The following is a 26,940-nucleotide window of genomic DNA, read 5'->3' as shown; positions in this document are numbered from 1 at the left end:
CTCGGTCCGTGGAAATCGGTCGGCCAGGTCGAATGGGAAACTCTCAAGTGGGTCGACTGGTATAACAAAACGCGCCTGCACAGCGCCATCGGATACATCACACCGAACGAAGCAGAGGAGGCATTCTACGCAAACTTGAATGTTGGCGAAAAAGCAGCGTAATCATTGAACCACAAACTCTCCGGTAAACCCGGGGCGGTTCAGGCCCGCCTCTTTGCCCAGGCCCCGGATCAGCGTGCCGACGCGGTCGCGATAGGTCTCGGCCATCTTCGGGTGGAACCGTAACGGGGCAGGGGAGGCTTGCGCCGCCGCGAGCTTCGCCTCGATCTGCTGGCGCTGGCCATCCAGCGCGATCATCTTGTCCTTCACCTGATCGGCCGGAACGCCCGCGATGATCGCGTCGACCAGCTTGGCATGGTCGTGTTTGACCTTGGCCAGCTTCCGCTCGAGATCGGCGCGCGTGTTGGTGGCCGTGGCGGCCAGGCGGTTGCGCTCGGCCGTATAGGCCTCGCAGAAGGCCGCGACCGCCTCGGGGTCCATCAGGTGATGGGCCAGCGCGTCGAGCACCCGCGCTTCCAGATCGGCCTGTTTGATCAGCGCCATATTGGTGCAGACAGCGCGGCCCTTGTTGCGCGCGGCCGAGCAGCCGAAGCTGTCCTTGGTCACTTTGGAAAACCCCGACCCGCAACAGCCGCACTTCATTAATCCAGAAAACAGCGTCTTGGGCCTGCGCCGGTCCCAGACCGGGACAGCTGTGTCCTTGCTCTTCAGCGCGCCTTGCCGCGCGCGCACCTTCTCCCACAGGTCATCCTCGATGATCTGCAGATGCGGGATTTCCGTGATCACCCAGTCGCGCTCAGGGTTCAGCCGCGAGACGCGTTTGCCTGTCTCGGGGTCTTTGACATAGCGCAGGCGGTTCCAGATTTGTCGCCCGATATAGAGTTCATTATTGAGGATACCGGTGCCGCGCTCGCGATTGCCATTGATCGTCGAGCCACCCCACCGGCCCCCCTGCGGGCCGGGGATACGATCGACATTCAGCGCCTCGGCGATCTTTTTGGGTGACACGCCCTTCGCGTAGTCCTTGAAAATCCGGCGCACGACAGCGGCCTGATCCGCGTCGATCTCGCGCTCTCCGCGCACAGGCTCGCCTTTGGCATCAAGCCGTGTCACGGCGCGGTAACCATAGGTGATCCCGCCGGCGGATTTGCCCGAAAGCGCGCGGCCTTTCAGCCCGCGATGGGTCTTTTGCGCGAGGTCCTTGAGAAACAGCGCATTCATCGTGCCTTTCAGCCCGATATGCATCTCTGAGATGACGCCTTCGGCCACAGTTTCGATCATCACATCAGCGAAGGCGAGGCTCTGGTGAATCTGGGCGATATCGGCCTGGTTGCGCGAGAGCCGGTCCAGCCCTTCGCTGACGACCACATCAAATACGCCGCTGCGGGCATCGCGCATCAGCTTCTGCACACCGCTGCGCATCAGGCTTGCCCCGGAGATCGCGCGGTCGGAATAGGTCCCGACCACCTCCATGCCCTGCCGCGCGGCATAGTCGCGACAGGACCGGATCTGGTCCTCGATCGAGGCGTCACTCTGCATATCTGTCGAAAATCGCGCATAGATCGCGGCGCGCAATAGGGTGGTCATGGGGCGTCCTTCCGGTCAGTCGGGGGGCGTGTCGAAGCCCGCCTTTGCAGCTTCATGATCGCGCTGCGCCGTCTCGATGGCAAGTATCTTGAGGAAATCGAGATATCTTGCCCGGATAGTCTTGTCCGCTATCAAAGCCTGCATATCGGGCGCGTTTTTCAAACTTCACCCGCTCCTGCGGTGTCAGACGCTTTGTCAACCGCTCGGTCGCGCGCCGTTTGCTTGATCTTTGTTTTCCATCTCCCGCTTTTGCCATCTGATATCCTATCGCAAGGGGGGCTCAATCATAACCGCTTCACTCGACAAAGCATCCGCGCCCGCCATCCGTGACGTCGAAGACTTCGGTGGAACACATGTCGTAAAAAGCGAGGGTTGCGACGTGTCCGCTGGCAAATCCGGCGACCAATGCGACCAATACGAACAGGCCACCAATACCGCCAACCGCAACGCGTAGCTTCCGAGTTGCCCGGTCTTGAAGTACAGCCGGTGGTGAGGCCATGGTGTTTGTCAACCGCTCCACGGCGAGGTCAACCGCCCGTGCTATGGCATGATCTGCGGCGCGCGAAGCCGTTTTCTCTGTTGTGTCCACGATGGACTGCACACGTGTAGGCAGTTCCTTAAGTGTATTGGAGATGTTGTAGCTGGCGCGCTGGTTGACCGCGGCATAATGTTCAAAAACAAGAATGAGAGGCCAGAGTTCGTCCCGGTCACTCAATCCAAGCGCCATCTTCACATTCACAAGACGTTGCCGCTCGTCAGCGGTTGGGGCGCGTTGATACAGCTGCTGGAATAGAGTCAATGGGCGCGTATCAGTCATCGATCAGACCCGCTTTTTTCAACTGTGCGGTCCACTGGCGCAGTGCAGATTTGGCCCGCATCTTCATGAGCGCAGATGCGTGTTCGACATGATCGATTTCGCCGAAATGCTTTTTCGCATCTACCAGTGCTTCGATGACCCGCCGGTCAAGCGCTGGCATGTCAAGACTGCAGAGCTGCCGCGGCGCGCTGTCCCCGATCCATCGGTCGAACCGTTCAAATGTATGATCCGTGCGGTGGTTCCGGACGACAAGCCAATCGGAAACGGCACGCGGCAACCGGGCAAGTTCGTCAGCCAGTGCCACGAGGCTGTCACGACTTTGATCGATAACAAACATGACCACCAGTCGTCCGTCAGTCTCCTGAAGCAGTGCCTCGATATCGACGGTCCCCGCGGCCGCGCCTGTGCCGGTAAATGCGCGTGTCGTATCCGACCCGCCTGCTGGCAGGTCAACGAGTATATCCTGGTCTGTGGCAAGATAAGTCTCGAGTAAGGCATCGATTCCTTCAGATCTGCGCGCATTTATGCGCAAAACCGGATCGGGTTTTTCATTGAAAGAGCGATACAGACCGGGATTCTTGGCATCGCCATCTATGAGTGTAACCGGATGCCCGACGCTGCGGAGTACAGCGGCGGTCATCTGTGCGACATGAGTTTTTCCGGTGCCACCTTTATCGCCATGGATCAGGATAATATTTTTCACAACTTTTTCTCCTTATATATCTTCCGGATCAACGCGGAAGTCACCTGATGTATCATTGTCTAAATTTGACTTGTTATATTCTCTTGGGATAATCTTTTTCACATCCGGATTTTGCGAAGAAATTTGCGAATAAATTCTTGAAGATTTTCGAGGTCCGCTGTTCTTTATCTTGGGAAGTCCGGCGGCATCACGCGCGTCTCGCCAGTATTGCTTGAACGTGCCAAGGCTGAGCCTTGTATCCGTAGGAAGGTGCTGGCGTATGACGTGATAAACATCTGCAAGATGCATGCCATTCTTGAGATTTCTGTGTATGTCATCGACCAGATTATCTATTATTTTTCGCGTACTGTTCTGTCCGGGAGGAGGCTTTAGTTTCGCCATATCCTTTCCGATGGCTTTCACTGTGCTATCTGTATTTTTCATGTTATTCTCGCAATGATTCTGCTGATCTTTCGTTTTTGCCATTTACAACGATCATTTTTGTTTTCAAGTTGATTGCCGAATTTTATTTTAATGATAACCATATTATATTCAGGAATTTCTTTTTCCTAAAGCAGGGTATGTGGACGGGAGACCGTCCACCCAAGTGCTGCGCAACTTGGCCTGCAAATGTCATGAAAACCCCACACACGGGCGTTTTCAAATCATTCGAAAGTAAACATTCGGCGCGGGCTGAAGCCGCTTCTCATGTTCTTGTTTTTAGCAGTCAGGCATGATGCTGATGCTATTTGCTGAACACGGAAATGTTATCCTGATAGGGGGCGGTGCAGCATGTTCTGACGCAAACTCCTGCGCCTGTCTCAGACTTGGAGAAGAGGTGATCATGTCATCATTGTCATCAAGCCACTCTTCAGAACGGCTGCCTTGAGGGGCCAGCATACAGGGTGGGAAGCCGGCGTGGAGTAGTGGCATTGCATTCACAGGATATTGCAAGAGTGATCGACCGCCATTGACAATGCGGGCACCTGAAATCACTGTTAAATTACAAAAGACAAGCAGCATTGACTTTTGTTTTTTTCGTAGTTATCTCCGATGCAGAACAGTAGGGAATTTACAATGCGCAACGCCCCCAGAAGCGAAGATATCGCCTTGGCTATTCGCCGACGCGTGTTTGAACATGCCATGCGCAATAATGGCGGTTATCTGTCACAAGCCTGTTCTGCCGCCGAGCAGCTTGCATTTCTGTATAATGAGGCGCTGATGCTTGGGCCCTCAACCATGCCAATGATCCCACCGCCATTCGGGGGCGTGCCGTCGGCACAGAACCCTGACTATGTGACAGGTGCAGGCTATAACGGCCCTGCCACGCCTGAATATGATCGCCTGTTCATTGCGCCCGCGCATTACGCGCTGGTGGCCTATGCCTGCCTGATCGAGGTTGGCCGCATGGCCCCTGAAGGGCTGGAGATGTTCAATCAGGATGGGTCTTCGGTCGAAATGATCGGGGCAGAGCACAGCCCCGGTATGGAAGTGCATAACGGCACGCTTGGCATCGGGCTGTCCACGGCGGCGGGTCTTGCATGGGGGCGCAAGCGGCGCGGCGAGCCCGGCGAGGTCTGTGTTTTCATGTCGGATGGCGAAGTGCAGGAAGGTCAGACATGGGAAGCCGTGCAGGCCGCCGCACATCATGAGATCGGCAATCTCTGGGCGCTGATGGATGTCAATCGCCAGCAATGCGACGGCGCGATGGCTGATGTCATGAAGGTGGGCGATATTGCCACCAAGCTGCGCAATTTCGGCGCTGTCGTGGCCGAGGTCGATGCGCATGACCTGAACGCATTGCGGCAGGCCCGTGCCACGCCGCATGACGGCCAGCCGCTGATCATTCTTGCTCATTCCTCGCCCACCAAGGGGATGGACTTCCTGATGCGCCGCTTCCCGCGCCTGCACTATGTGCGCTTCAAAACTGCTCAGGAACGTGACGAAATGAATATCGCGATTGCACGAGAGCTTGGGGTTGATCCCATAGTGCTGGAGGATCACTGAGATGGAAATGGTTAGTCGCCCCTACGCATCGGCATTTGAGGCCTATGCTGTACAGCACCCGGAAGTGCTGTGCCTGTCCGCCGATCTGACTTCGAGTTGCGAGATAGATGGTTTCCGCGACCGCCACCCCGATCAGTTCCTGTCGCTGGGTATGGCCGAACAAAACATGCTGTCTTTTGCGGGCGGGTTGGGGTTGGCAGGGTTCCGGCCCTTTATCCACAGTTTTGGCGTATTTCTATATCGCAGGCCCTACGATCAGTTGATGGCGTCCATTGCCTATCCGCGCCGCAAGGTGCGTCTGATGGGCTTTCTGCCGGGCATCACTACACCGGGCGGGATGACCCATCAGGCGATCGAAGATATCTCGGTCATGCGGACAATCCCGAATATGACCGTGCTGGAGGCAGGCGATGCGACCGAGGTAGAAAGCATCGTCGCAGAGGCAGATACGGTCGATGGCCCAGTCTATTGTCGTATTCTGCGCGGCTCTGTGCCTCGCCTGTTCAACACGCCGTTGCGCATCGGTCAGATGCGGGTCTTGGCCGAGGGGGATGATGTTCTGGTCGTAACGGCGGGCATCGCAACCGAGGAAGCAATGCGCGCGCGCGCGGCACTCGATGCGGCGGGGGTGGCGGTTCGGCACCTGCATCTGAATACGCTCAAGCCCTTTGACGCGGCGCAGATCGTTGAACATGCAGCTTCTGTCCGGCATGGTGTGGTCACGCTGGAAAACCACCTTGTGGCGGGGGGGATCGGTTCGATGGTGGCCGAGGCGCTGGCCGAGGCGGGTCTCGCACGCAAGCTGGTGCGGCTGGGGCTTCAGGATACCTATGCACATGGCGGCTCCAGGCCCTATCTGATGCGCTATTACGGGCTGGACGCGCTCAGCCTTGTGCGTGCGGTCGAGCGCGTGACCGGGCAGGAAACGGGCATCACGGAAGAAGCCCTTGGCGCAGTGCGCGTGGATGCGGTGCATTCCGCTGTCAAGGCCGAGGCGCTATGAGCCGGTTTCGCGTCACCTACCGCATCTTTGCACCGTCGCTGGCAGAAGCGCGTGCGCGCGCCGAAGGGATCACACTTGAACAGACAGTTGAAATCCCCCGTGATGTCGTCCCGGCCGGCTATGTCGAGGACACGATCCTTGGCCGGATCGAGGAACTCGGGCAAGAGGGCGACGACCAGTTTCGCGCGACGCTCAGCTACAGCCCCGACAGCGCCGGGCCGGAATTCACCCAGTTTCTGAATGTCGTCTTCGGCAATTCGTCAATCCAGCGTGGGTTGCGGGTCATCGGCGTCGATCCTGGCGAAGCGATCCTTGCACGCCACAAGGGCACGCGGTTCGGGATTGATGGGTTGCGGCGCTTGTGCGGTCGCGCTCAAGGCGGGCTGATCGCACCCGTCATCAAGCCGCAGGGGCTGGGCGCAGATGCGCTGGCAGAGATTTCCTATCGCTGCGCGCTGGCCGGGGCGGATATCGTCAAGGAAGATCACGGCATCACCGATCAGCACATGGCCCCGTTTCGCGAACGGGTCGAGAAGATCGCAGCCAGTCTGGCGCGCGCAGCCGAGGAAACAGGGCACCGCGCGCTCTACTTCCCGTCCGTCGCAGGCCATCCGTGGGAGATCCGCGACAATCTGCGCTTTGCCCGCGATGCCGGGGCGGACGGGTTCCTGATCATGCCGGGGCTTCTGGGCTTCGGGCTGATGCAGGCGATTGCCAGTGACCCTGATCTGAACCTGCCGGTGATGGCCCATCCAAGCTTCCTTGGCCCCTATGTGCTGTCCCCGGATACCGGGATTGATCACGGCGTCATCTTCGGCACGTTGCAACGCCTGGCCGGGGCCGATATTTCGGTCTTCCCCAATGTCGGCGGGCGGTTTGGCTTTACCGTCGCGCAGTGTCAGGCGATTGCCGAAGCCTGCCGCGACCCGATGGGGCCGGGCCTGCCCATCATGCCCTCGCCCGGTGGCGGCATGAGCGTCGAGCGGGCAGGCGAGATGGCGCGCATGTATGGGGCAGATGTTGTCTATCTGCTGGGCGGGTCGCTCTTGCGGCTTGGCGCGCAGATCGGTGAGGGCATCACCGCAATGCGGCGCGCCGTGGACGCCGCTGACGCGCAGGGATAGCCCGCTGCGCGTCTAGAGTGGTTCGCGATCACCTTGAGCAGGTTGAACCACTCTAGATCTTGTTTTACGTGCATTCTTTTCGATCCTCGCTTCGCTCCGGTCGAAATGCACTTTAGAGCGCGATGAGATCAGCTTGAAGCATATCCTGCGTTGACGAGGTAGTTTGCGCATTCCTGCGGGGTTAAGCGCTCGAGGAGGGCACCGATCTTGCGCCAGGTCGCTTCCACAGCGCGCACTCGCTCTTCGTAGCTATACATGAACTATCTCCAAGATAGTCCAACTTTTCGTCCGCACCCCCGCCGGGCCAGGTCTCAGTGACAATCAACAGTGGAGGTCCGGGCTGTAGGGGTTGGAGGGATCAGAAAAGGCCCCAGTGGGGCGTTTTCCCCGAACAACGGAAGAAAAGGTGCGACTTTGCCGCGCGGATGGCGGCGCGCACCGCCTGCCCTTTGTGGCTTCCGAGATTATCCATGACCACCACATCGCCGGGGCGCAATGTCGGGACGAGGACCTTCTCGACATAGGCTTGAAAGGACGCGCCGTTGACGGATCCATCCAAAACGAATGGCGCATCGATCCGATTATGGCGCAGGGCGGCGATGAAGGTCATGGTACGCCAGTGGCCATGCGGTGCGCGGCCGATCAGGCGCTCGCCTTTCGGTGCCCAGCCGCGCAGGGGTGCCATGTTGGTCTTGGCCCAGGCTTCATCAATGAACACCAAGCGGGACGGGTCGATCTCATCCTGATACCGCTTCCAGCGGGCGCGGCGGCGGCTTACATCCGGGCGGTTTTGCTCCTCGGCGAGCTGGGTCTTTTTTTGAACGAATACCCCGTGCGATGCACGAAGGACCAGACGGTGCGGTAGTCGACGCGCAGGCCGCGCTCGGCCAACTCACGCACCAAGCCGCGCAGGGTGAATGGCGTCTTGATCCGCTCCAGCATCCACACTTCAGGCGCGCCTGCAATCTTGCGCGGCGGGTGGCCGCCAGTCCCCGCAGGCGTGCAACTCCCCGTCACCCGCAGCCGCTGCGACCATTTCACCACGCTCGATGGTGCCACATCCAGCGCCTCCGCTACCTGTCGGACGCTCTCGCCCTTCTCAAGACGTGCCATCGCCCGCTCGCGCAAATCCATCGAAATCGCTCTGCCCACTGCTCAACCCTCCATCTTGTGGCCGGAAACAGTGAATCAGCAAAATGCGCACTTGTGAATCCCCCGCAGATTCGGGCTGAGGGCATCCCGCTCTAGCGCAGTGAGGCTTCGATATTGCCGCCGTCCACTGTCAGAACATGCGCTGTTGTGCGGTCTGACAGCGCCAGCGCTACAAAGGCATCGGCCACATGGCGCGCTTCGACCTCGCGTTTGAGCAGATTTCCCGACAGGTAGTCATCTTCGGTCAATCCGCGTGCCTTGGCGCGTGCTTCGATCATGTCATCGGTCAGCAGGCCAGAGCGGATACGGTCAGCGTTCACCCCATTCACGCGAACGCCCTCGGCCCCCAACTCCAGCGCCAGTTGTTTGATCAAAAACAGCGTTGCGGCCTTGGGCAGGCCGTAAGCCCCAAAGCCCTTGCCCGGATTGACCGCCTGTTTCGAGACATTGAATAATAGCTGCCCGCCGCGCGCTTGGGCACGCAACACGCGCGCGGTGGCTTGCGCGAAGGCCACGGGCGCAAAGAAATTCAACTCGAAACTGGCGCGCAGGGTGGTGTCGGGCAGGCTGGCCATGTCGCCTGTCATGGCGGCACCAGCGTTCGCGATCAGAATATCCAGCCCCCCGAAACTGTCGATACATGCACCGATCGCCTTATCTGCCGCGCCTGCCGCCGTGATGTCGCAGGCCAGTGCGCAATGATCGCGCCCCATGCTGGCGCGCAACGCCTCTACGGCCTCTGCCTCACGGTCGATCAGCATGAGCGATGCGCCTTGCGCAGCAAAAGCCCGCGCGATGGCGGCACCAATTGCGCCTGCAGCACCTGTCACCAGCACAATGCACCCTTGCAGCGCAGCGGGTTTTCCCTTGCCCAGTTTCGCCTGTTCAAGCGACCAGTATTCCATATCGAACAGGTCCGCTTCTGGGATGGGGTGAAACCCGCCCGAAGCCTCGCTGTCGCGCATCACGCGAAGGGTTTGCTCGCCAATGTCTGCCGCAATGCGCGCGGCGGATTTCGTGGCCCCCAGCCCGATCAACCCGATCCCTTCGGCCCAGATCAGGCCGGGCACCGGGGCCAACATGGTTTTTGCGCCCCCAAAGCGTGGGTTATGGCGGTCGAAATAGGCGCGGTAGCGCGCGGCGTAAGCGTCCAGCGCCTGCCGCAATCCGTCCGGGCTCTGGTCAGCTTTGCGCAGCACGAGCGGGTGACCTTTGGTGCGGATCACATGATCTGGTGTCGCAACCCCGCGCGTCGCCAACGCATCCAGATCAGGGCGGGCGAAAAAGCCCATCACATCATCGCTTGCGCGCAGGTCCATCACAGGCATGGGCGCGTCATCGCCAAGGATTTCGGCAATCGATGCGCGCAACCGGGGCAGAAGCGCCGTGCGGTTTGCGTCCGGCAGTGCGGCAGAGGGGTGCAGCGGGGCAGGGCGACGCTGTGCGAGCCAGTCCTCGACCGCGTTGGTATGGGCGATCAGTTGGTCATAGGACGCCTTCGCGCTCTCGCCCCATGTGAAATGCCCATGATTGACCAGCAACAAGCCTTCGGCTTGCGGATTGGCCTCAAACACTTCTGCTGCTGCCTTGGCCAGCGCGAATCCGGGCATGATATAGGGCACCAGCGCCATGCGGTCGCCGAAAATCTCGCGCGTGGCTTCCGCCACTTCGGGCAGATTAGCCAGCGCCAGAAAGGCTGTGGCATGCGTGTGATCGATATAGCGCGGCGGCAACCAGGCATGCAAAAGGGTCTCCACCGATGGGTTCGGCGCAGTGCTGTCAAGCAGGTTTGCACGCTGTACATTCACCATCGCCTCGTCCGAGAGCGCATCAAGCGCGCGTAACTCCATCAGCGGGTCCAGCCGTACCGCAGGCAAGCCGGCCGCCTCGATGGTTTCCAGATCCCAGCCCGAACCCTTAACATGCAGCACGTCGATCTCGCGCCCCATCACATCGCGCCCGCGCAGCTTGACAGAAGTATTGCCCCCCCCATGCATGACCAGATCAGGGTCTTGCCCGATCAGCCGCGATGTGTAGACCCGCAAGGCAAGTTCACGCGCCATCGAGTCTGTGCCTGCTGCATCCTGAAATTGTTTTGCCTGCTTGTCCTGCCAGAGATTTGCGATCATGCTGTATCTATCCGTCTTCGCCCTGTGTGTGATTGACAATGGGATAGGCTTGCACAAATGTCAAACCATCTTGGCATTAGTTGAATTGGGGTGAGAATGGGGATCACACGACGCAGGACCGCTGGCCAGATAACAGGCGAGAATGTCATCATCGAAGTAGCCTGGATGTATTATCAGGAAGGGCTCAACCAGAAGGAAATTGCAGACCGGCTTGGCATATCACGTGCGTCAGTCGTCAATTACCTTGCCGACGCACGCGAAAGTGGGTTGATTCGAATCTCGATGGCTGCCGAGAGCTTCACGACGCACCGATTGGCACTGGAGTTATGCGCCCGTTTCGGCCTGCAAGCTGCCTATGTCGTGCCAGATGAAGCCGCTAGCAACGACGAGGACAGGTTTTACCGGGTTGTCCGGGGCGCGGCGGAATGGCTACCGGATCTGCTGGCCCCTGATGACCGGCTGGGCGTGGCCTGGGGCCGTACAGTCTATGATCTGGCCACTGTGCTGGAACAGCAGAACCTGCCTGATCTGGCGGTGATTCAACTCGTCGGCTCAATGTCCACCCCATATGGTTTCACAGCCGAGGCCTGTTCAACGCGACTTGCCCAGAAGCTTGGTGCCCGCTGTCACAACCTGCATGCGCCCGCAATCCTCAGCCGCGCAGATCTTGCCCGCGAACTTCGTGCCGAACCGATCCTGAAAGCGCAGCTTGACCAGTTCGGCCATATCACGAAAAGCCTGTTCTCCGTTGGCACCTGTCAGCCGGACAGTCATGTGGTCGGGTCCGGGGTGGCCACGCGGGACGAGTTGGACTGGTACGTGGCCCAGGGCGCTGTCGGTGTGGTGTCAGGGCGCTTCATAAATGCACAGGGTCAGGCCATCCCCGGCCCGCTGGACGAGCGCATGATCGGGGTCGAATTGCGCGATCTGATCGGTTTGCAGGCCGGCATCCTCATCACGCCCGGCCATGACAAGGTCACTGCCACCCGCGCCTGTATCGCGGGGGGCTATGCGACCCATCTTGTCACCAGCCTCAGTGTGGCGCAGGCGCTTCTGGCCTGACCTATTGCGCCGCGGTCGCGTATTCGGGAAAGAGTGCCGCCATCCCTTCGGGCGTGGCCGCGCAGATGCCGCGCTCGGTGATCAGCCCCGTGACCAGCTCTGCCGGTGTCACATCAAAGGCCGGGTTGCGCGCGCCTGTCCCGTCCGGCGAGATTTGCACATCGACCACGCGTCCGTCAGGGTCGCGGCCCTGCACATGGGTCACTTCGCGGCCGGATCGTTCCTCGATGGGGATTTCACGCAGCCCGTCGCGCACAGTCCAGTCGATCGTGGGCGAGGGCAGCGCGACATAGAAGGGCACGTCATTCGCCTTTGCCGCGAGCGCCTTGAGGTAGGTGCCGATCTTGTTGCACACATCACCCCGCGCCGTGGTGCGGTCGGTGCCGACGATGACGATATCGACCTCGCCATGCTGCATCAGATGCCCGCCCGCATTGTCGACGATCAGATCATGGCTGACGCGGTGGCTGTTCATTTCCCAGGCTGTCAGCAGCGCGCCCTGATTGCGCGGGCGGGTTTCATCGACAAACACATGCACATCGATCCCGGCCTCGACCGCGTGGTAGATGGGCGAGGTGGCAGTGCCCCAATCGACCGTCGCAAGCCAACCCGCGTTGCAATGGGTCAGCACATTGACCCGCCCGCCGCCCTTGCGCGCCGCAATGTCGCGCAGCAGTGCAAGGCCGTTTTCCCCGATCCGGCGATTGATTTCCACATCCTCGTCGCAAATCGCTTCGGCCTTGGCGCGGGCGGCATCTGCGCGCTTTTCAGCGGGCAAGGGGGCGAGCGTCGCGCGCATTGCATCCAGCGCCCAACGCAAGTTGATTGCCGTGGGCCGAGTGTCATGCAACACATCCCATGCCGCGTTTAGGTTGCTATCGGACGGATCGCGCGCCATTTCCTCGGCCATGCCCCATGCTGCAGTGGCGCCGATCAGCGGCGCGCCACGCACCCACATGTCGCGGATGGCTGTGGCAAAATCATTCAGATTGCGCAGCGGCACGATGCGCAATTCATGCGGCAGCCAGCGCTGGTCAATGATCTGCACCGCATCAGAGGCAGCATCGCGCCAGATTGAACGATAGGGGGTTCCGTTGATTTTCATAGATAGTCCTTCCCCAGAATGCTGTGGGCCAGATCTGTTACGTCTGTCATGGTTCGGATGGTGTCGCGCCCGATAACAAGCGCGCGTCCCAGCATCAGCCCGCGCGCCTCGCATCGGGCGCGCAGGGTCTCGCCTGCGATCTGGTCATATTCGGCAATATGCGCGAGGCCCAGAATGCGGCGATGCATCTCGACGCCGCAAAATCCAAGCGCATCGCGCCAGATGGCGGCGAGTCTGTCAAGCCTCGCCTGCTCTGCACCCAGCGCGTCGTTCTGGTCCTCGAAAAGCGTTGCCTGATAAAGAATGCCCTTGCGCTCGCTGCGCCACAGATGCGTGAATTCCTGCGCGAAACTGTCCCAGACCTCGGTTGCGGTGGCGAGAATCCAGTCCTGATAGCTGGCCTGTTCCGCAGCATCGGCCAGATGGCCGGGCACGGCACAGGCGGCCATCAGAAAATTCGCGATTAGCATCCCGACATCAAAGCCAATCGGACCGTAAGTCGCAAATTCAGGGTCGATCACGCGCGCCTTGTCGCCGCAGACCATGACAGAGCCAGTATGCAAATCCCCATGCAGCAATGTTTCCGCATTATTGGCGAATGCGGCTTTCAGGTGCTGTGCGGCGACTTTCAGATCGCGATCCCCGCGCAGTATGTCCACGATGGGATCAAGTGCGGGCGTATGCCGGTTCATCGGGGCTGTGAAATACGGATCGGAAAAGACCAGGTTTTCGGTGATGTCACACAGCTCGATATTCTCTGCAAAACAGGCAAGATCGCGTTTGCGCTCGGCCGTGTTCATACTGAGATCCGAGCCGTGAAACAGTGTCCGCGCGCAAAACAACCCAAGGAACGCGCCAAGCCCCTCGTGGCGGATGCCTTGCATCAGGCTTTGGCGCAGGATCACATGATCCGTGAGAAATTCCATCACAACCAGCGCCTGCGCATCGTCGTAGTGATAAACCTCGGGCACCATGCCCGGCGCGCGCGCGGCCTGCCGGATCAGGGCGTTATATTCGAAGAAGGCACGCTTCAGCGGCAAGGGCCAGCTTTCGCCCACCAGTCGCACATAGGGCAAAGCCTGCTTGACGATCACCTGACCGGCCGAGCCTGTCACGATGAAGACCAGATTCAGATTTCCATCTCCCACTTCTGACACCTGCCATGTCTCCGGAGGGCCGGCATGCGCGCTGACAGCCACGATATCGCCAAGTCGTGCGGCGACCGTTTCCGGTGTCAGGGCTTCATAAGGGGTTGCGCTCATCGTGACCTCCTCTCACAGCGCGGCGCGTTTGGGTGCCGCCGTCATCCTGTCAGTTTTCCGTTTTTTGTGCAAATGTCAAATACTATTGACATTTGCAGATTTCCATCAATTATCAGGGGCAGGGAGAAGGTCGAGATGACGCAAAACGCGCTGGAAATCCGCAATATGAACAAGGCCTTTGGGGCCAACAGCGTTCTGCGCGGCATTGATCTGGATCTGCCTGCCGGGCAAATCACGGTGCTGATGGGGGCGAATGGGGCGGGTAAATCGACCCTCGTCAAGATCATGTGCGGCGTACAGGCGGCGGATCGTGGCACGATGTTGCTGGATGGACAGGACTATGCCCCGGACACTCCGCATTCGGCGCTGCGCGCGGGGATCGTGACTGTTCATCAATCCATCAATGACGGGGTTGTGACGGATCTTGATGTCGCGTCAAACCTGATGCTGGACCGTATCGCCGCCGGGTCCGGTCTGTTCCTGCGCGGCGCAAAGCTGCGCGCCGAGGCGCGCGAGATTGCCAAAGCTGTGGGGCTGGTGGCACCAATGACACAGCCCGTTGCTCTGCTGTCGTTGGCTGATCGCCAGCTTGTGGCAATCGCACGGGCTTTGTCACATAATCCGAAAATCCTCATTCTTGACGAGCCGACATCCTCGCTGTCAGATGCGGAAGCTCAGAGATTGTTCACGCTGCTCGAAGGCCTCAGGGCCAAGGGCGTGGCGATTCTCTATATTTCGCATCGCATGTCCGATATCCGCCGATTGGCCGACAGTATTCTGTGCATGCGCGACGGGGTGATCTCCGGCAGCTTCACCAAGACCCCTCTGGACTACTCTGGTGCCGTGCGTGCTATGCTGGGCCATGAGATGACCGAGGTGGATATCACGATCCCCGCGCGTGGTGCGCCGGTGCTGGAGCTTTCTGATCTGCGCCTGCGCGCCCAGTCACGGCCCTTTGATCTGACGCTGTATGCCAATGAAGTGGTGGCCGTGGTTGGATTGGTCGGCAGTGGCAAGGCGCAGCTGGCAAATACACTTTACGGGGTAGCGCGCCCTGTTTCGGGCACAATGCGGCTGGATGGGCAGAGTTACGCGCCGAAATCACCGGCACAGGCCATCGCGCGCAAGGTGTTTATGGCGGCGCGCGACCGGCGAAGCAATGCCGTGATCCCCGATTTCGATATCGGGCGCAATTTCACCCTGCCTTTCACCCGTCGCCATAGCGGATTTGCCGATCTGATCAGCCGCAAGAGCGAGAAAACACTCGCGGCGCGAATGATCTCGGAGATGGGGGTGAAATGCCAATCCCCTACCGATCCGATTCTCAGCCTTTCTGGCGGCAACCAGCAGAAGGTGATGGTCGGGCGTTGGATGGCTGAAGAAGCCCGCCTTCTTATCCTCGACGAGCCGTTTCAGGGCGTGGACATTCAGGCGCGGCGTGACATCGGGGCCGGCATCCGTGCGCAATCGGCGGGGCGAGCAACATTGGTGCTGGTGACAGAGCTGGACGAGGCGCTTGAAGTTGCGGATCGCATCGTGGTGATTTGCGAAGGCAGCCTGAAAAGTGACCGCCCCAACAAAGGAATCGACGTGGCCTCGATCATGGCTGAGGTTGCAGACAGTCCGACAGAGGCTGTGACAGAAAGGCAAGGTTCATGAGCGTGCAGACAAGATTGATCGACCTGGCGGTAAAATTTGGCTTCCTCCTGCTGATGGCGGGGCTTTTGGTGTTTTTCTCCTTCTCCGCGCCCGGTTTTCTGTCACCACATAGCGCTGTCTTCGTGTTTCAGTCCGTCGCGATCACCGGCATCCTTGCGCTGGGTGTCACTGCCACGCTAGTCGTGGGAGGGTTTGATCTGTCCATCGGGGCCGTGGCCACATCGGCGCTTATGCTCTCGGCCTATGTGATGGTGGTCTGGGAATTGAGCGCGGGCGTGGCGATTGCGTTGTGTTTGCTGATGGGCGCGGGCGTGGGGCTGGTGAATGGCCTGCTGATCGTCAAGGCGCGGGTGCCGGATCTGCTGGCCACTCTGGGGATGATGTTCCTGCTGATCGGCCTGCAGCGCATCCCGACCGAAGGGCGCTCGATCTCGACTGGCATGACCCTGCCCGATGGCACTGTCGCGCGCGGCACATTTTCCGAATTCTTCCTGATGCTGGGCCGCCACCGGATTGATTTCTTCATCGAGCGGCTGATTCCGCTTTCGGTGATCTTTCTGCTGGTTGTAGCGCTGCTGGTCTGGGTGTTTCTGGAATTCACCCGTCACGGGCGGCTGATGTATGCCATTGGCTCGAATGCGCAGGCGGCCCAGCTCGCCGGGGTCAAGGTCGAGCGCTACAAGATCATGGCCTATATGATCTCTGGCACGCTGGCCTCCTTCGGCGGCGTCCTTCTGGCCGCCCGCCTGGGGCGCGGGGATGTGGCATCGGGGACTAATCTGCTGCTCGATGCCGTGGCGGCGGCTCTGATCGGTTTCGCGGTACTGGGCGCTGGCAAGCCCAATGCGTTCGGAACGGCCATTGGCGCACTGTTCGTCGGGGTGCTGTTGCAAGGCATGACCATGATGAACGCGCCCTATTACACGCAGGATTTCATCAAGGGCGCGGTTCTTGTCGTTGCCTTGGTGTTCACTTTTGCCTTCACGGCGCGAGGGAGCCGTGGGGCCTGAAACTGAGTTCAACCAAGTCTGAAGAAAGGGAGGAAACCATGATCTCCAGACGTATACTGATGATGACGGCCAGTGCTTTTGCTTTCGCGCCTTCGCTGGCGCTTGCGCAAGACGCGCCTGCGCCCTTCGACACACCCGGTGACGTGACGATTGCGCTTGTTCGCTATCTGTCGACGGGTGATTTCTTCCAGTCCTATCTTTCCGGGGTTGAGGGGCAAGCAGCCGCCCTTGGGGTCAACCTTCGGATTTTTGACAGCCGTCAGGATGCCGCGCTTCAGGCGGATATGGTCGATCAGGCCATTGCACTTGGCGTAGACGGGATCATCATCCAGCATGGCCTGACTGAATCCATGCAGGATGCAGCACAGCGCGCTGTGGACGCCGGGATCAAGGTCGTGGCTTTTGATGTGAATGTCGAAAACCCGGCCGTTCCTCAGATCGAACAATCCGACCGTGATCTTGCGCGCCTGGCACTGGAACAAGCCATCATCGACAATGGCGAAGCCTTCATGGCAACATATGTCTATGTGCCTGGCATTGCGCCGCTGGATCGCCGTGACGAGACGTGGCGTGAGTTCAAGGCGCGCTATGAGGGCATCAACGAAGTCGCGCAATTCGGGACGCTGGACAATCCCATCACCAACTCGGTCGCCAATCAGGCGCGTGCCGTCTTTTCTGCCAATCCCGGTATCGAAGTTGTCTTTGCCCCCTATAACGAATTTGCCAAGGGTGTGATGATCGCCGCGCAGGAAGCGGGGGTCGCGGATAACATCAATATCTATTCGGCCGATATCTCGACGGCCGACATTGCGATGATGCGTGAGCCAAATTCGCCTTGGGCTGCGACTGCCGCGACAAACCCTGCCGTGGTGGGCGAGGTTTCGGTGCGCGCCTTGGCGCTTTTGCTTGCCGGAGAAGACCCAGGTGAACAGGTGGTCGTGCCGCCCACGCTGATCACGCGCGATATGCTCAACGACGGCAACATCACAAATATGGAAGAGCTGGGCGAGCAAATCCCCGCCTTCCTTCACGCTGATGTTGCGCTTGCCGATTGGATCGCTTTGCCGTCGCGCTAGGCAATACAGTCCAAGAAATGGTCCTGTATAGGCTCAGAAAGTAGCCCTGTTCTCCGGGCTACTATTCTCTCCGTTGCTCATTGGCTATCCAGACCTTGCGCGTGGTCGGGTAACGTGGCCCGTCGGTGGCGGGGCTATCCTGTTCCCGCGCGGCTCAGCCCCTTTTTGCTCATCGGAAAAACCGGACCCCGGCGATGGCGAGTGAGTTCTGCGGGCGCGATAAAGGTTACGGCGCACTTGGTTTCGTGCCGCTTGCGCAAAGCCTGTGCGTCCCCGCGTCGTCGTTTCAGAAAACCAGACATTCTGAACTTGAAGGTCGCGCGGCCCGAGATGGGAATTTTCACCTTACCCCGAAGCGACGCAACAGAATCGGAGAAGCGCTAAGTTGGGCGGGCTTCCTTCTTGGCGCATCACCGTCCCTTTTGCTTGTCAATGGCTCGACAAGCTGATTGTCTGAACATCCAGTCAAAGCGGAACAGCCGCAACAATCCAAAGAGGGGGAGAAAAATGTTTGTCACTAGAGTTGCAAAAACCATGGGCGCAAGTGCTCTTGCGCTGGGGGCGGGTTTGGCGTTGGCGTCAATGGCATCCGCCGAAACACGGGTCACACTGAAGTCGGCGTCATCGACCAGTTCGTACTACGTGATGATGGTGCAGCTCGGGGAAATGCTGCAAGCGCAATCTGGCGGCGCCATCCAACCCACTGTAGAGGAAAGCCAAGGCTCGGTTCAGAACGTGGCGGAAGCAGGTCGGCGGCCGGGTGCCTTTCTGTTTACGACGCCTCCGAACCTGATTGAAGATGCGATAGCAGGTGAAGCCCCGTTCGAGCGCGGGAATTATGAGAGTATCCGCACACTGTTCCCCATGCCCTTCATTACGATCCATCTGGTGGTGCGCGCAGATAGTGATATCCACACTGTCGCGGATCTGGCGGGGCGCAGCTTCATTTCCGGCGGGACCGGGACATTCTGCCAGCGTCAGGTGGCTTCCATTTTTGAAACGCTGGGGATTGCCGACAGCGTGAACGCGCCAGACATGGAGCTGTCGGGCGCGCCGGGGGCGTTGCGCAACAATCAGGTCGATGGCTACGCGACCTGTTCAGCCCATCCGACACCGCAAGTGCAGGAACTGGCAGCCACGCTGCCGGTGCGTATCCTGTCCTTTACCGAGGACGAGCGTGCAGCGATTATCGAGGCCAACCCCGGCGCGGGGGCTGTCACAGTTGCAGCCAATACTTACGCAGGCATCGACCAGGAAATCGCGACCATGGCCGTGCCGGTGGGCGCCTATGCGACGAACATGGATGACGACACGGCGTTGGCTATCGTGTCCGCCTTCTGGGAGCAGCGCGCCGATATGGCAGATACCAACCCATGGTGGGCAGGCGTGACACCTGATCTGGTGCCACAGCTTGGCGCGCCGCTGCATGAGGGCGTTGTCGCCTTTTATGAGTCCCAAGGCGTTGAAATGCCCTGACAGGGTTACGACAGGGCGGGTTCGCAAGATGGACGCGCGCGCAATGCCGATGCTGCGCGCGCGTGTTGGCCGACCTGATCCGCCCTGCGCCTTGCCACACAGACCCCTGAAACCGAGGCCCCGATGACCCGTCCCGAATTTCTCGAAACATGGCTGTCCGTCGAGGTCGACGGCAAGCGTTTCGGCGCAGTCGCGATTGCGCTGGCGATTGCGTTGGTCAGTTTCCATATGTGGAACGCTTTTGCGGGCCTGATCCCCAATCTGATCACCCGCCCCGCGCATTTGGCACTGGCGCTGCCGTGGATATTCGTCATTGGCGCGGCAGCCCAGGGCGGGCGCGTGTCCTATTGGGCAGGATGGGCATTCCTTGCTGTCGGGTTGGCGATCTGCGGGTTGATCATGCTCAACCGGCGCGATCTGATCCAGCAATTCGGCGCGCTTGACGGGCCGTTGCAGATCGCCCTTGCCTGTGCGCTGATCCTTGTGGTGCTGGAAATGGCACGTCGCGCGATCAAGATCGTGTTGCCCGCTGTCGCCGCGATTGTGCTGGCCTATGCGTTTCTTGGCCCGCTCATCCCCGGCAGGTTTGGGCACGCAGGTATGCCGGTCGATTACCTGCTTGGCACGCTCACCATAACCGAGGGCGGGCTGTGGGGCACATTGACCGGCACGTCGGTCGATACAATCGCGATGTTCGTGATCCTCGGGGGCTTCATATCGGCGGGGCAGGCCGGGACCGGGTTCATGGCCTTCGCCACCCAGATCGCAGGCCGCGCACGAGCCGGAGCGGCCAAGGTGGCGATCCTGTCCTCGGCTTTCTATGGTTCAATTTCCGGGGTGGCCGCAGCGAATACGGCATCCACCGGGATGATCACGATCCCGACCATGAAACGTCTGGGCTATCCGCCACAACTCGCTGCCGCGACCGAGGCCGTTGCATCGACTGGCGGGCAGATCCTGCCGCCGGTGATGGGCGCTGGTATCTTCGTGATGGCCGAGCTGGTGCGCGTGCCCTATACCGAAATCATGGTCGCGGCCCTTCTGCCTGCGATCCTGTTCTTTCTCGCGGCCTGGTTCGGCGTGCATGTCTACGCCCTGCGCAGCAATCTCGCCGCCCTGCCGAAAGAGCTGTTGCCCGGCTGGGCCGCGGTGGCGCGGTCGGTGCCGTTTTTCATGTTGCCCTTTTCCATCCTCGTCGGCACGCTGGTGTTCACCAGTTTCACACTTGCCTATGCGGCTGTTTTCGCAACCATCGTGACCTGGTTGACGCTGGTGTTTGAGCCCGATGGCAGTCTGTCGCTGCAAGGCTGGTATCGCCGCACGCTGGTCGCTCTGGTCACGGCTGCGCAGCAGGTGGCGGTCATTGCCGCCGTCATCGTTTGCGCCGGGATCGTGGTGGGCGTCTTCAACATGACCGGGCTGGGCGTCAAGCTGACTTCGGTGATCCTGTCAGCGTCGGATGGTCGGCTATGGATCGCGCTTCTGCTGACGGCGCTGGCCGCGCTGATCCTGGGTATGGAACTGCCGACGACCGCCGCCTATGTCATCTGCGCGGCAGTGGCGGCACCTGCCTTGGTCGGGATGGGGTTACCAGAGTTGCAGGCGCATCTTTTCGTCTTCTGGTATGCGCTGCTTTGCACGATCACACCGCCAGTCTGCGGCAATGTCTACATCGCCGCCGCGATCGCGAAAACGCCGTGGTTGCCAGTGGCAGGGAATGCGATGCGTCTTGGGGTCGGGCTGTTCATTATCCCGCTGGGTTTCGTGGCCAATCCTGCCATACTCGATCTTGCAACGGCCCCCGCGGCCGCGCTTGTCGTGATGGCGCAGATCGCGCTGGGATTGTGGCTGATCAGTTTCGCTGTGATCGGGGCCGCGCGCCAGCCGCTTCTGGAATGGATGCGTTTGCCTGCGCTGCCTGCGGGTTTGGGCGTAATCTTCCTGCTCTGAGCTATCAAGCAGTGGCAGCTATGCCGCCCACCTGACTCGTCAGATCAGCCTTGAGCGACCATTGGCGCTATATGCCTCAACGCGGCGCGCACAATTCCACGACGTCGCGGGGCTATAGATAGGCCTGCGAGGTAGCCTCAGGTTTGACGTGCGACAGCGCCATCAGGACGATTTTTCTGGGACAGTCTTGAAGGCAGACTGACAGGCCAAGGCTACGCGATGGCATGGCCGCGTTGAAATTAACATATGCCAATTCCCTCCTGCCATTTCTGCCTTGATCCAGCCATTCTGTGCGCATGCGCGTGACGGAGGGTTTCGATTTTGGAAGTATGAACCGCCACGGCAAAATGGGCGCCCATTTGTACGCGTGAAAGGAAGTTGCCGTTTTTGAGTCGGTGCTGAACGAGGTACCAGTTCTGCCCTCCATGGACATTGTCGCGGCACTCAAATAAACCTTGGTCAAAATCAGAATGCCGGGTCTCGCCGTTCCTGTTGGCAAGCGCTTCATCATTCAATGATCTCCCAGTCAGCGCGAAATTCTTGAAGGCTTGACCATTGGTACTTTGGGGCATCAAATAGACCAATAATTTGAATAACATCTCCGGTGTCATCCTGTCTGAGATTGTCGAACCACACGATCCATTCCTGAAAACCTGTGTGTCTGTTGACCTTGAGGTTGACCCAAAAGCTGCGCGCGTGTTCGATTTGGCTGCGGTTCATTGCGGACAGGCTGATGTTATTCGCGGCAAGGGCGCCGGTGTCGCGGCGGCACTTGATCAGCTGGAGTCGGTGCTGGGGGATGCGCGGCATTTGATCGGTCACAATATTCTGCGCCATGACCTGCCGCATCTGGCGGCGCTTCGGCCCCGGCTGGTGCAGCTCGCGCAGGCGCCTATCGACACGCTCTGGCTCAATCCATTGGCGTTTCCGCGCAACCCCTATCACCATCTGGTCAAGCACTACCATGATGGGCGGTTGCTGTCGGGCCATGTCAATGACCCGGAAGCGGATGCGCGGCTTGTCTTTGATGTGCTGGGTAATCAGATTGCAGCCTTTCGTGCGCTGCAGGGGCGGTCCCCCGATGCGCTTGCTGCCTATCACTATCTGACATCGCGTGGAGAGTACGATCTCGGCTTCGCTGCTTTGTTTCAATACATACGCCGCGCTGATGTGCCACCCCCCGATCAGGCGCGGCAGGCCGTCGCACGATTGCTCGACGGGCAGGCTTGCACGCCTGCGCTGGGAAGCGTTCTTGACGAAATCGCGTCGCCGCAGCTGGGCTGGCCTCTCGCCTATGCGCTGTCATGGATATCGGTTGCGGGTGGCGACTCCGTCATGCCGCCTTGGGTGCGCAGGCAGTTTCCGGATGCGGGGCGCATGGTGAAGCGTCTGCGCGACACGTCCTGCGACGATCCTGCATGTGCATGGTGCCGGGAGAAAGGCGACCCGATCAAGGCGTTATCACGGTGGTTTGGCTTTGACGCCTATCGCCCCGTTCCCACAGATGTGGACGGCCGCCCCTTGCAGGAACGCATCGTCGATGAAGGGATGCGCGGGAACAGCCTTCTCGGCATCTTGCCCACGGGCACGGGGAAATCCGTCTGCTACCAAATCCCGGCGCTGGCCAAATTCGACCGGACCGGCGCGCTGAGCGTTGTCATCTCGCCGCTGGTGGCTCTGATGGCCGATCAGGTGGCGGGGATGGAACGCTCTGGCATTTCGTCGGCTGTCACAGTCAACGGGATGCTCTCGCTGCCCGAGCGGCAGGATGCGCTGGACAAGGTACGTATGGGGGAGGCGGCAATGCTGCTGATCTCGCCCGAGCAGTTGCGCAGCGTCGGTGTTCGGTCCGTTCTGGCGCAGCGCGAGATTGGCCTTTGGGTGCTGGACGAGGCGCATTGCGTCTCGAAATGGGGACATGATTTCAGGCCCGATTATCGCTATATCGCGCGCTTCATCCGCGAAACCGCAGGCGAAGGCGATCCCGCCCCGGTGATCTGTCTGACCGCAACCGCAAAGCCCGAGGTTGTGCGCGACATTCGCGACCATTTCCAGAGCCGGTTGGGAATGAACCTTTTGCTGCTTGATGGGGGCGCGTCGCGGACAAATCTGAGCTTTGAGGTGCGCGCAACCGGGAAACGCACCAAACTGGCCGATATCCTCGATGTCATCGAGCAGCGCCTGCCGCCAGATGGTGTGTCCGGTGCCGTCGTTTATTGCGCGACACGCAAGGCGACTGAGGATGTGGCGCAATTTCTGCAACAGCAGGGCCTGTCGGCGGAACGCTATCATGCGGGGCTGACGCCGGATGAGAAGAAGACCATTCAGGAACAGTTTCGCGTCGGCGCGTTGCGGGTGATCGCGGCGACCAACGCCTTTGGCATGGGGATCGACAAGCCGGATATCCGGCTTGTGGTGCATGGCGATATTCCCGGCTCGCTTGAAAACTATCTGCAAGAGGCAGGCCGCGCCGGTCGCGACCGGGACCATGCGAATTGCGTGCTTCTGTTTGCGGCTGATGATGTTGAGCGCCAGTTCCAGCTTTCGGCGCGCTCGCGCCTTGCCCGGCACGAGATCGGTGCCATCCTGAAGGCCGTGCGGCGCATGGATGTGAGGTCGCGCAGCACAGGCACTGTGGTTGCGACCGCAGGTGAAATCGTGCGCAATGAGCAGGACCGCGAATTCCAGCGTGAAAGCGCCACGGATGATACGCGGGTCAAGACGGCGCTGTCCTGGTTGGAAGAGGCGAAGCTGCTGACCCGGGAAGAAAACCGCGTGCAGGTTTTTCCATCCTCGCTGCGCGTGCGCAGCATTGAGGATGCGAAAGCCTTGCTGGACAAGGCGCAGATCACGGGTACGCGGCGCGTCCAACTGATGGATATCGTCCGCCATCTGATCAATGCGCCGCCGGATGAGGGCATCTCCACGGATGAGTTGACCGGGATCAGCGGACTGACCGGAGGGCAATTGACCAAGGCATTGGCGGATCTTGAGGCTTTGGGAATTGCGCGAAATGACACTGCGGTCACTGTGTTTGTGCATACCTCAGTGCAGGACAGTTCGGTCAATCGGTTGGGTCAGGCCACGCGGCTGGAGACCGACCTGATCGCGCTGATGCGCGAAGACGCGCCCAATGCCGACGATCACGCAAGCACCCCGTTGAATCTGCAACTGGCCAGCCAGAAGCTGCGCGACGGCGGGCACAGCCATGTGCGCCCTGATCTGGTCGAGAAGCTTTTGCGCGGCATGGCGCGCGATGGCCGCGATCTGGATGGTGGAAGGGGCAATCTGCGCCTGCGCAAACTCTCGCGACATACACTCTCGGTGGCGCTGCAACGGTCATGGCGGGTGGTCGAGCAATCCGCCACCCTGCGCCAGCAAGCGGGCGAAGCGTTGCTCTCGCATCTTCTCGGGCGGCTGAACAAAGGTCAGCGCGGCAAGGATTTGCAGGTCGAGACCACACTGGGCGACCTGCTCGCCAGCCTGTCAGGCGATGCATTCCTGCGCGCGCAGGTCAAGGAAATGACGCGGCTGATGGATCGCGCCCTGATGTGGCTGCACGAGCAGGATGTCGTCACGCTGGGCAAGGGGCTGACTGTGTTCCGGCCTGCGATGACCGTGCAGCTTGCCCCCGGAAAGGGGCAGTTTCTGGTCAAGGACTTCGCGCCTTTGCAGGATCATTATGACGAACAGACCGTGCAGACCCATGTCATGGCCACCTATGCCGAGACAGGGCTTGCGTCGATGCGTGACGCGATGCGTCTTTCAGAGGATTATTTTGCGCTGGATCAAGACGCCTTCATGGGCCGCTGGATGAAGGGCAAAACCACCGAGGTCAGACGTCAGACCACTGGTAAATCCTGGGCCGCCGTGGTCGAGGCGCTTGGCAATCCGGTTCAGCAAAAGATCGTCGCGGATGACCGAGATGCGACCAATGTGCTTGTTCTGGCAGGGCCGGGGTCGGGCAAGACGCGGGTGCTGGTGCATCGCATAGCCTATCTGATCCGGGTCCGCCGCGAGGATCCGCGCAGCATTCTGGTGCTCAGCTACAACCGTCACGCCGCCGTCGAAATCCGGGGACGGCTTCGGCATCTTGTCGGGGACGAGGCTTACGGCGTGACAGTCTCCACATGCCATGCGCTGGCCATGCGGCTTGTGGGCGCGAGCTTTGCAGGCGCGCGGGCCGAAAGCCGGGATTTCGACAATGTTGTCATGGAAGCGGTGCGCCAGCTGAACGGCGAGGGCCTGAGCAAGACCGAGGCCGAAGCCCAGCGCGAGACGCTGATCCAGGGCTATCGGTGGATTCTGGTCGATGAGTATCAGGATGTGGGCGCGCAGGAATACGCGCTGATCGCGGCAGTGGCAGGCCGGACGCTAGAGGATGAAGACCTGCGCCTGAGCCTTTTTGCCGTCGGCGATGACGATCAGAACATCTATGCGTTTTCCGGGGCGTCGATCCGCTACATCCGTCAGTTCGAGCAGGACTACAAGGCAAGGCCCGAATATCTGGTCGAAAATTACCGCTCCACCAAGTCCATCATCGAGGCGTCGAACACAGTCGTTTCCGGTGCGCGTGACCGGATGAAACGGGGCCACGATATCACCATCGACCGCAAAAGGCGCAATGAGCCGGCAGGCGGGGTCATGGCAAAACACGACCCCGTAGGACAGGGGCGTGTGCAGCTGCTGCATTGCCCGCCGGGCGATCGGGCGCAGGCTGTGGCCGCAATCGGCGAGTTGCAGCGTCTGGCCGCGCTTGAAGAAGGTTGGAACTGGTCGCGTACCGCGATCATCGCGCGCAACTGGCGGCAACTCGCCCCGGCGCGAGCCTATGCCGAGGCGCAGGGCATTCCGGTCGAGATGGCCAATGAAACCCCGCCAAGCCTGTGGCGTATGCGCGAGATGCGGTGCTTTATCGAGGCGATTTCGCGTGACCGCACCCGTTTGCTGACTGTGCCCGAACTGCTCAGGATCGCAAACACATTGCCGCGCAACCGCTGGTCCGATCTTGTTGCCGAGGGCATTGCCGCTTTGGCACAGGAGGTGGGCGCAAGTGGCGTATCGGTCCCCGATCTGGTTGAGTGGTTCGGCGAATGGGCGCGGGATGCGCGTGGCGAGCAACGCGGGATGCTTCTGATGACGGCCCACCGCGCCAAGGGTCTGGAATTTGATGATGTCGTGATCCTGAATGGCGGATGGGACACCCCGTCAGATAACGAGGATGCCGACGCACCCCGGCGGTTGTTTTATGTTGCGATGACCCGCGCCCGCCGTAGCCTTGCAGTGATGACGCAAAGCGCGCATCATGCCTTTGTGCCGGCCGAGGGTGACAGCGTTCTGCGGCGCGAAGCTGCCTTGCCGGAACTGCACGAGCTGCCACCAGAGCGGTACTATATCCAGCCCGAGCTGGGGCAGGTCTTCATTGACTGGGCTGGACGCTTGCCCGCCCACGACCGCAGTCTCAAGGCCATCACGCAAGCGCAGGTCGGTGCTCCTGTGACCCTCGCGCAAATCCACAAGCGCTGGTTTGTGACCGACAGTCAGGGGCGGCGATTGACGGCGATGCGCACCAACTGGGCTGTGCCGCCGGGGCGACGGATTGTTTCCGCTCAGGTCGGAGCAATCGTGACGCGCCATGCCCATGAGAGTGGTGAGGAACACCGGCAAAAACTGACCCGCGAGGCTTGGGAAGTGGTTCTGCCCGAGATTGTGCTGGAGTGAACAACTTTGCCTCGGAGTTTTGTGTTTTGCCGGCTATGCAAATTTCATGAAATTCGCC

General features: G+C 60.2%; 20 protein-coding genes and 1 pseudogene. 11 read left to right on the top strand and 10 right to left on the bottom strand.

What is annotated here, in order from left to right; genetic code table 11:
- Nucleotides 1-162 (top strand): integrase core domain-containing protein (locus ACTIE1_RS11925; RefSeq protein WP_439563417.1); only part of this gene is annotated, 162 nt, incomplete at its 5' end.
- On the opposite strand, the gene ACTIE1_RS11920 is transcribed toward ACTIE1_RS11925, so the two are convergent.
- The 5 genes from ACTIE1_RS11920 to ACTIE1_RS11900 all read right to left on the bottom strand — a co-directional run bounded on the left by ACTIE1_RS11920 (nt 163) and on the right by ACTIE1_RS11900 (nt 3,632).
- A complete protein-coding gene (locus tag ACTIE1_RS11920) occupies nt 163-1,647 on the bottom strand; it encodes a recombinase family protein (protein ID WP_439563416.1) in 1,485 nt (494 codons plus the stop codon).
- A gap of 15 nt (nt 1,648-1,662) precedes the next feature.
- Nucleotides 1,663-1,809, bottom strand: a complete 147-nt coding sequence (locus ACTIE1_RS11915; RefSeq protein ID WP_439563415.1) for a hypothetical protein — start codon at nt 1,807-1,809, stop codon at nt 1,663-1,665.
- 133 nt (nt 1,810-1,942) lie between these two features.
- Nucleotides 1,943-2,464 (bottom strand): hypothetical protein, encoded by a 522-nt coding sequence (locus ACTIE1_RS11910; protein WP_439563414.1) that lies wholly within the window; start codon nt 2,462-2,464, stop codon nt 1,943-1,945.
- A complete protein-coding gene (locus ACTIE1_RS11905) occupies nt 2,457-3,167 on the bottom strand; it encodes a hypothetical protein (RefSeq protein ID WP_439563413.1) in 711 nt (236 codons plus the stop codon). The genes ACTIE1_RS11910 and ACTIE1_RS11905 overlap by 8 nt, the downstream gene beginning before the upstream one ends.
- Before the next feature lie 12 nt (nt 3,168-3,179).
- Nucleotides 3,180-3,632, bottom strand: a complete 453-nt coding sequence (locus tag ACTIE1_RS11900) for a hypothetical protein (protein WP_439563412.1) — start codon at nt 3,630-3,632, stop codon at nt 3,180-3,182.
- A 591-nt stretch (nt 3,633-4,223) separates the two neighbouring features.
- Here ACTIE1_RS11900 and ACTIE1_RS11895 point away from each other — a divergent pair.
- Genes ACTIE1_RS11895 through ACTIE1_RS11885 form a run of 3 tightly spaced genes read left to right on the top strand, consistent with a single transcriptional unit; the run spans nt 4,224 to nt 7,280 of the window.
- Nucleotides 4,224-5,153 (top strand): transketolase, encoded by a 930-nt coding sequence (locus ACTIE1_RS11895; protein ID WP_439563411.1) that lies wholly within the window; start codon nt 4,224-4,226, stop codon nt 5,151-5,153.
- Nucleotide 5,154: 1 nt separating this feature from the next.
- Nucleotides 5,155-6,156: a transketolase family protein gene (locus tag ACTIE1_RS11890; RefSeq protein WP_439563410.1), complete on the top strand. Its 1,002-nt coding sequence runs from the start codon at nt 5,155-5,157 to the stop codon at nt 6,154-6,156.
- Nucleotides 6,153-7,280 (top strand): RuBisCO large subunit C-terminal-like domain-containing protein, encoded by a 1,128-nt coding sequence (locus tag ACTIE1_RS11885; protein WP_439563409.1) that lies wholly within the window; start codon nt 6,153-6,155, stop codon nt 7,278-7,280. The genes ACTIE1_RS11890 and ACTIE1_RS11885 overlap by 4 nt, the downstream gene beginning before the upstream one ends.
- Nucleotides 7,281-7,408: 128 nt before the next feature.
- Here ACTIE1_RS11885 and ACTIE1_RS11880 read toward each other — a convergent pair.
- Together ACTIE1_RS11880 and ACTIE1_RS11875 are read right to left on the bottom strand one after the other, a co-directional pair.
- Nucleotides 7,409-8,432 (bottom strand): annotated as a pseudogene (locus ACTIE1_RS11880) (IS630 family transposase).
- A gap of 92 nt (nt 8,433-8,524) precedes the next feature.
- Nucleotides 8,525-10,561: a bifunctional aldolase/short-chain dehydrogenase gene (locus ACTIE1_RS11875; RefSeq protein ID WP_439563408.1), complete on the bottom strand. Its 2,037-nt coding sequence runs from the start codon at nt 10,559-10,561 to the stop codon at nt 8,525-8,527.
- A gap of 96 nt (nt 10,562-10,657) precedes the next feature.
- Here ACTIE1_RS11875 and ACTIE1_RS11870 point away from each other — a divergent pair, with 96 nt between their 5' ends.
- On the top strand, nt 10,658-11,623 hold the full coding sequence (locus ACTIE1_RS11870) for a sugar-binding transcriptional regulator (protein WP_439563407.1): 966 nt from the start codon (nt 10,658-10,660) through the stop codon (nt 11,621-11,623).
- Nucleotide 11,624: 1 nt separating this feature from the next.
- Here ACTIE1_RS11870 and mtnA read toward each other — a convergent pair whose 3' ends face one another.
- Both mtnA and mtnK read right to left on the bottom strand, forming a co-directional pair.
- Nucleotides 11,625-12,728 (bottom strand): S-methyl-5-thioribose-1-phosphate isomerase, encoded by a 1,104-nt coding sequence (mtnA, locus tag ACTIE1_RS11865; RefSeq protein ID WP_439563406.1) that lies wholly within the window; start codon nt 12,726-12,728, stop codon nt 11,625-11,627.
- Nucleotides 12,725-13,990, bottom strand: coding sequence for an S-methyl-5-thioribose kinase (gene mtnK, locus ACTIE1_RS11860; RefSeq protein ID WP_439563405.1), 1,266 nt, complete (start codon nt 13,988-13,990; stop codon nt 12,725-12,727). Before mtnK ends, mtnA begins: the two co-directional genes overlap by 4 nt.
- On the opposite strand from mtnK, the gene ACTIE1_RS11855 reads away from it, so the two are divergent.
- The 5 genes from ACTIE1_RS11855 (at nt 13,910) to ACTIE1_RS11835 (ending at nt 21,161) form a co-directional block, all read left to right on the top strand.
- Nucleotides 13,910-15,649, top strand: a complete 1,740-nt coding sequence (locus ACTIE1_RS11855) for a sugar ABC transporter ATP-binding protein (RefSeq protein WP_439563404.1) — start codon at nt 13,910-13,912, stop codon at nt 15,647-15,649. The genes mtnK and ACTIE1_RS11855 overlap by 81 nt on opposite strands.
- Nucleotides 15,646-16,659, top strand: a complete 1,014-nt coding sequence (locus ACTIE1_RS11850) for an ABC transporter permease (RefSeq protein ID WP_439563403.1) — start codon at nt 15,646-15,648, stop codon at nt 16,657-16,659. The genes ACTIE1_RS11855 and ACTIE1_RS11850 overlap by 4 nt, the downstream gene beginning before the upstream one ends.
- A 38-nt stretch (nt 16,660-16,697) precedes the next feature.
- Nucleotides 16,698-17,735, top strand: a complete 1,038-nt coding sequence (locus ACTIE1_RS11845; RefSeq protein ID WP_439563402.1) for a substrate-binding domain-containing protein — start codon at nt 16,698-16,700, stop codon at nt 17,733-17,735.
- Between the two features lie 507 nt (nt 17,736-18,242).
- Nucleotides 18,243-19,211 (top strand): TAXI family TRAP transporter solute-binding subunit, encoded by a 969-nt coding sequence (locus tag ACTIE1_RS11840; protein ID WP_439563401.1) that lies wholly within the window; start codon nt 18,243-18,245, stop codon nt 19,209-19,211.
- A 123-nt stretch (nt 19,212-19,334) separates the two neighbouring features.
- Nucleotides 19,335-21,161 carry a TRAP transporter permease gene (locus ACTIE1_RS11835; RefSeq protein WP_439563400.1) on the top strand — a complete coding sequence of 609 codons (1,827 nt, stop codon included), beginning with the start codon at nt 19,335-19,337 and terminating at the stop codon, nt 21,159-21,161.
- A gap of 507 nt (nt 21,162-21,668) precedes the next feature.
- Here ACTIE1_RS11835 and ACTIE1_RS11830 read toward each other — a convergent pair.
- Nucleotides 21,669-22,127, bottom strand: coding sequence for a hypothetical protein (locus ACTIE1_RS11830; protein ID WP_439563399.1), 459 nt, complete (start codon nt 22,125-22,127; stop codon nt 21,669-21,671).
- Between ACTIE1_RS11830 and ACTIE1_RS11825 the strand changes: the two genes are divergently transcribed.
- Nucleotides 22,080-26,882: a RecQ family ATP-dependent DNA helicase gene (locus ACTIE1_RS11825; RefSeq protein ID WP_439563398.1), complete on the top strand. Its 4,803-nt coding sequence runs from the start codon at nt 22,080-22,082 to the stop codon at nt 26,880-26,882. The genes ACTIE1_RS11830 and ACTIE1_RS11825 overlap by 48 nt on opposite strands.
- The last annotated feature ends 58 nt before the right edge of the window (nt 26,883-26,940 follow it).

It is taken from the genome of Roseinatronobacter sp. (assembly GCF_051859525.1).
Lineage (GTDB): Bacteria > Pseudomonadota > Alphaproteobacteria > Rhodobacterales > Rhodobacteraceae > Roseinatronobacter.
This window is presented reverse-complemented; position numbering and strand designations above follow the sequence as displayed.

Bases quoted from the DNA above. Each gene is read 5' to 3' on its own strand.
- ACTIE1_RS11920 (WP_439563416.1), bottom strand. From the start codon at position 1,647: ATGACCACCCTATTGCGCGCCGCGATCTATGCGCGATTTTCGACAGAT.
- ACTIE1_RS11910 (WP_439563414.1), bottom strand. From the start codon at position 2,464: ATGACTGATACGCGCCCATTGACTCTATTCCAGCAGCTGTATCAACGC.
- ACTIE1_RS11900 (WP_439563412.1), bottom strand. From the start codon at position 3,632: ATGGCAAAAACGAAAGATCAGCAGAATCATTGCGAGAATAACATGAAA.
- ACTIE1_RS11895 (WP_439563411.1), top strand. From the start codon at position 4,224: ATGCGCAACGCCCCCAGAAGCGAAGATATCGCCTTGGCTATTCGCCGA.
- ACTIE1_RS11890 (WP_439563410.1), top strand. From the start codon at position 5,155: ATGGAAATGGTTAGTCGCCCCTACGCATCGGCATTTGAGGCCTATGCT.
- ACTIE1_RS11885 (WP_439563409.1), top strand. From the start codon at position 6,153: ATGAGCCGGTTTCGCGTCACCTACCGCATCTTTGCACCGTCGCTGGCA.
- ACTIE1_RS11875 (WP_439563408.1), bottom strand. From the start codon at position 10,561: ATGATCGCAAATCTCTGGCAGGACAAGCAGGCAAAACAATTTCAGGAT.
- ACTIE1_RS11870 (WP_439563407.1), top strand. From the start codon at position 10,658: ATGGGGATCACACGACGCAGGACCGCTGGCCAGATAACAGGCGAGAAT.
- mtnA (WP_439563406.1), bottom strand. From the start codon at position 12,728: ATGAAAATCAACGGAACCCCCTATCGTTCAATCTGGCGCGATGCTGCC.
- ACTIE1_RS11855 (WP_439563404.1), top strand. From the start codon at position 13,910: ATGCGCGCTGACAGCCACGATATCGCCAAGTCGTGCGGCGACCGTTTC.
- mtnK (WP_439563405.1), bottom strand. From the start codon at position 13,990: ATGAGCGCAACCCCTTATGAAGCCCTGACACCGGAAACGGTCGCCGCA.
- ACTIE1_RS11850 (WP_439563403.1), top strand. From the start codon at position 15,646: ATGAGCGTGCAGACAAGATTGATCGACCTGGCGGTAAAATTTGGCTTC.
- ACTIE1_RS11845 (WP_439563402.1), top strand. From the start codon at position 16,698: ATGATCTCCAGACGTATACTGATGATGACGGCCAGTGCTTTTGCTTTC.
- ACTIE1_RS11840 (WP_439563401.1), top strand. From the start codon at position 18,243: ATGTTTGTCACTAGAGTTGCAAAAACCATGGGCGCAAGTGCTCTTGCG.
- ACTIE1_RS11835 (WP_439563400.1), top strand. From the start codon at position 19,335: ATGACCCGTCCCGAATTTCTCGAAACATGGCTGTCCGTCGAGGTCGAC.
- ACTIE1_RS11830 (WP_439563399.1), bottom strand. From the start codon at position 22,127: ATGGTAGTGCTTGACCAGATGGTGATAGGGGTTGCGCGGAAACGCCAA.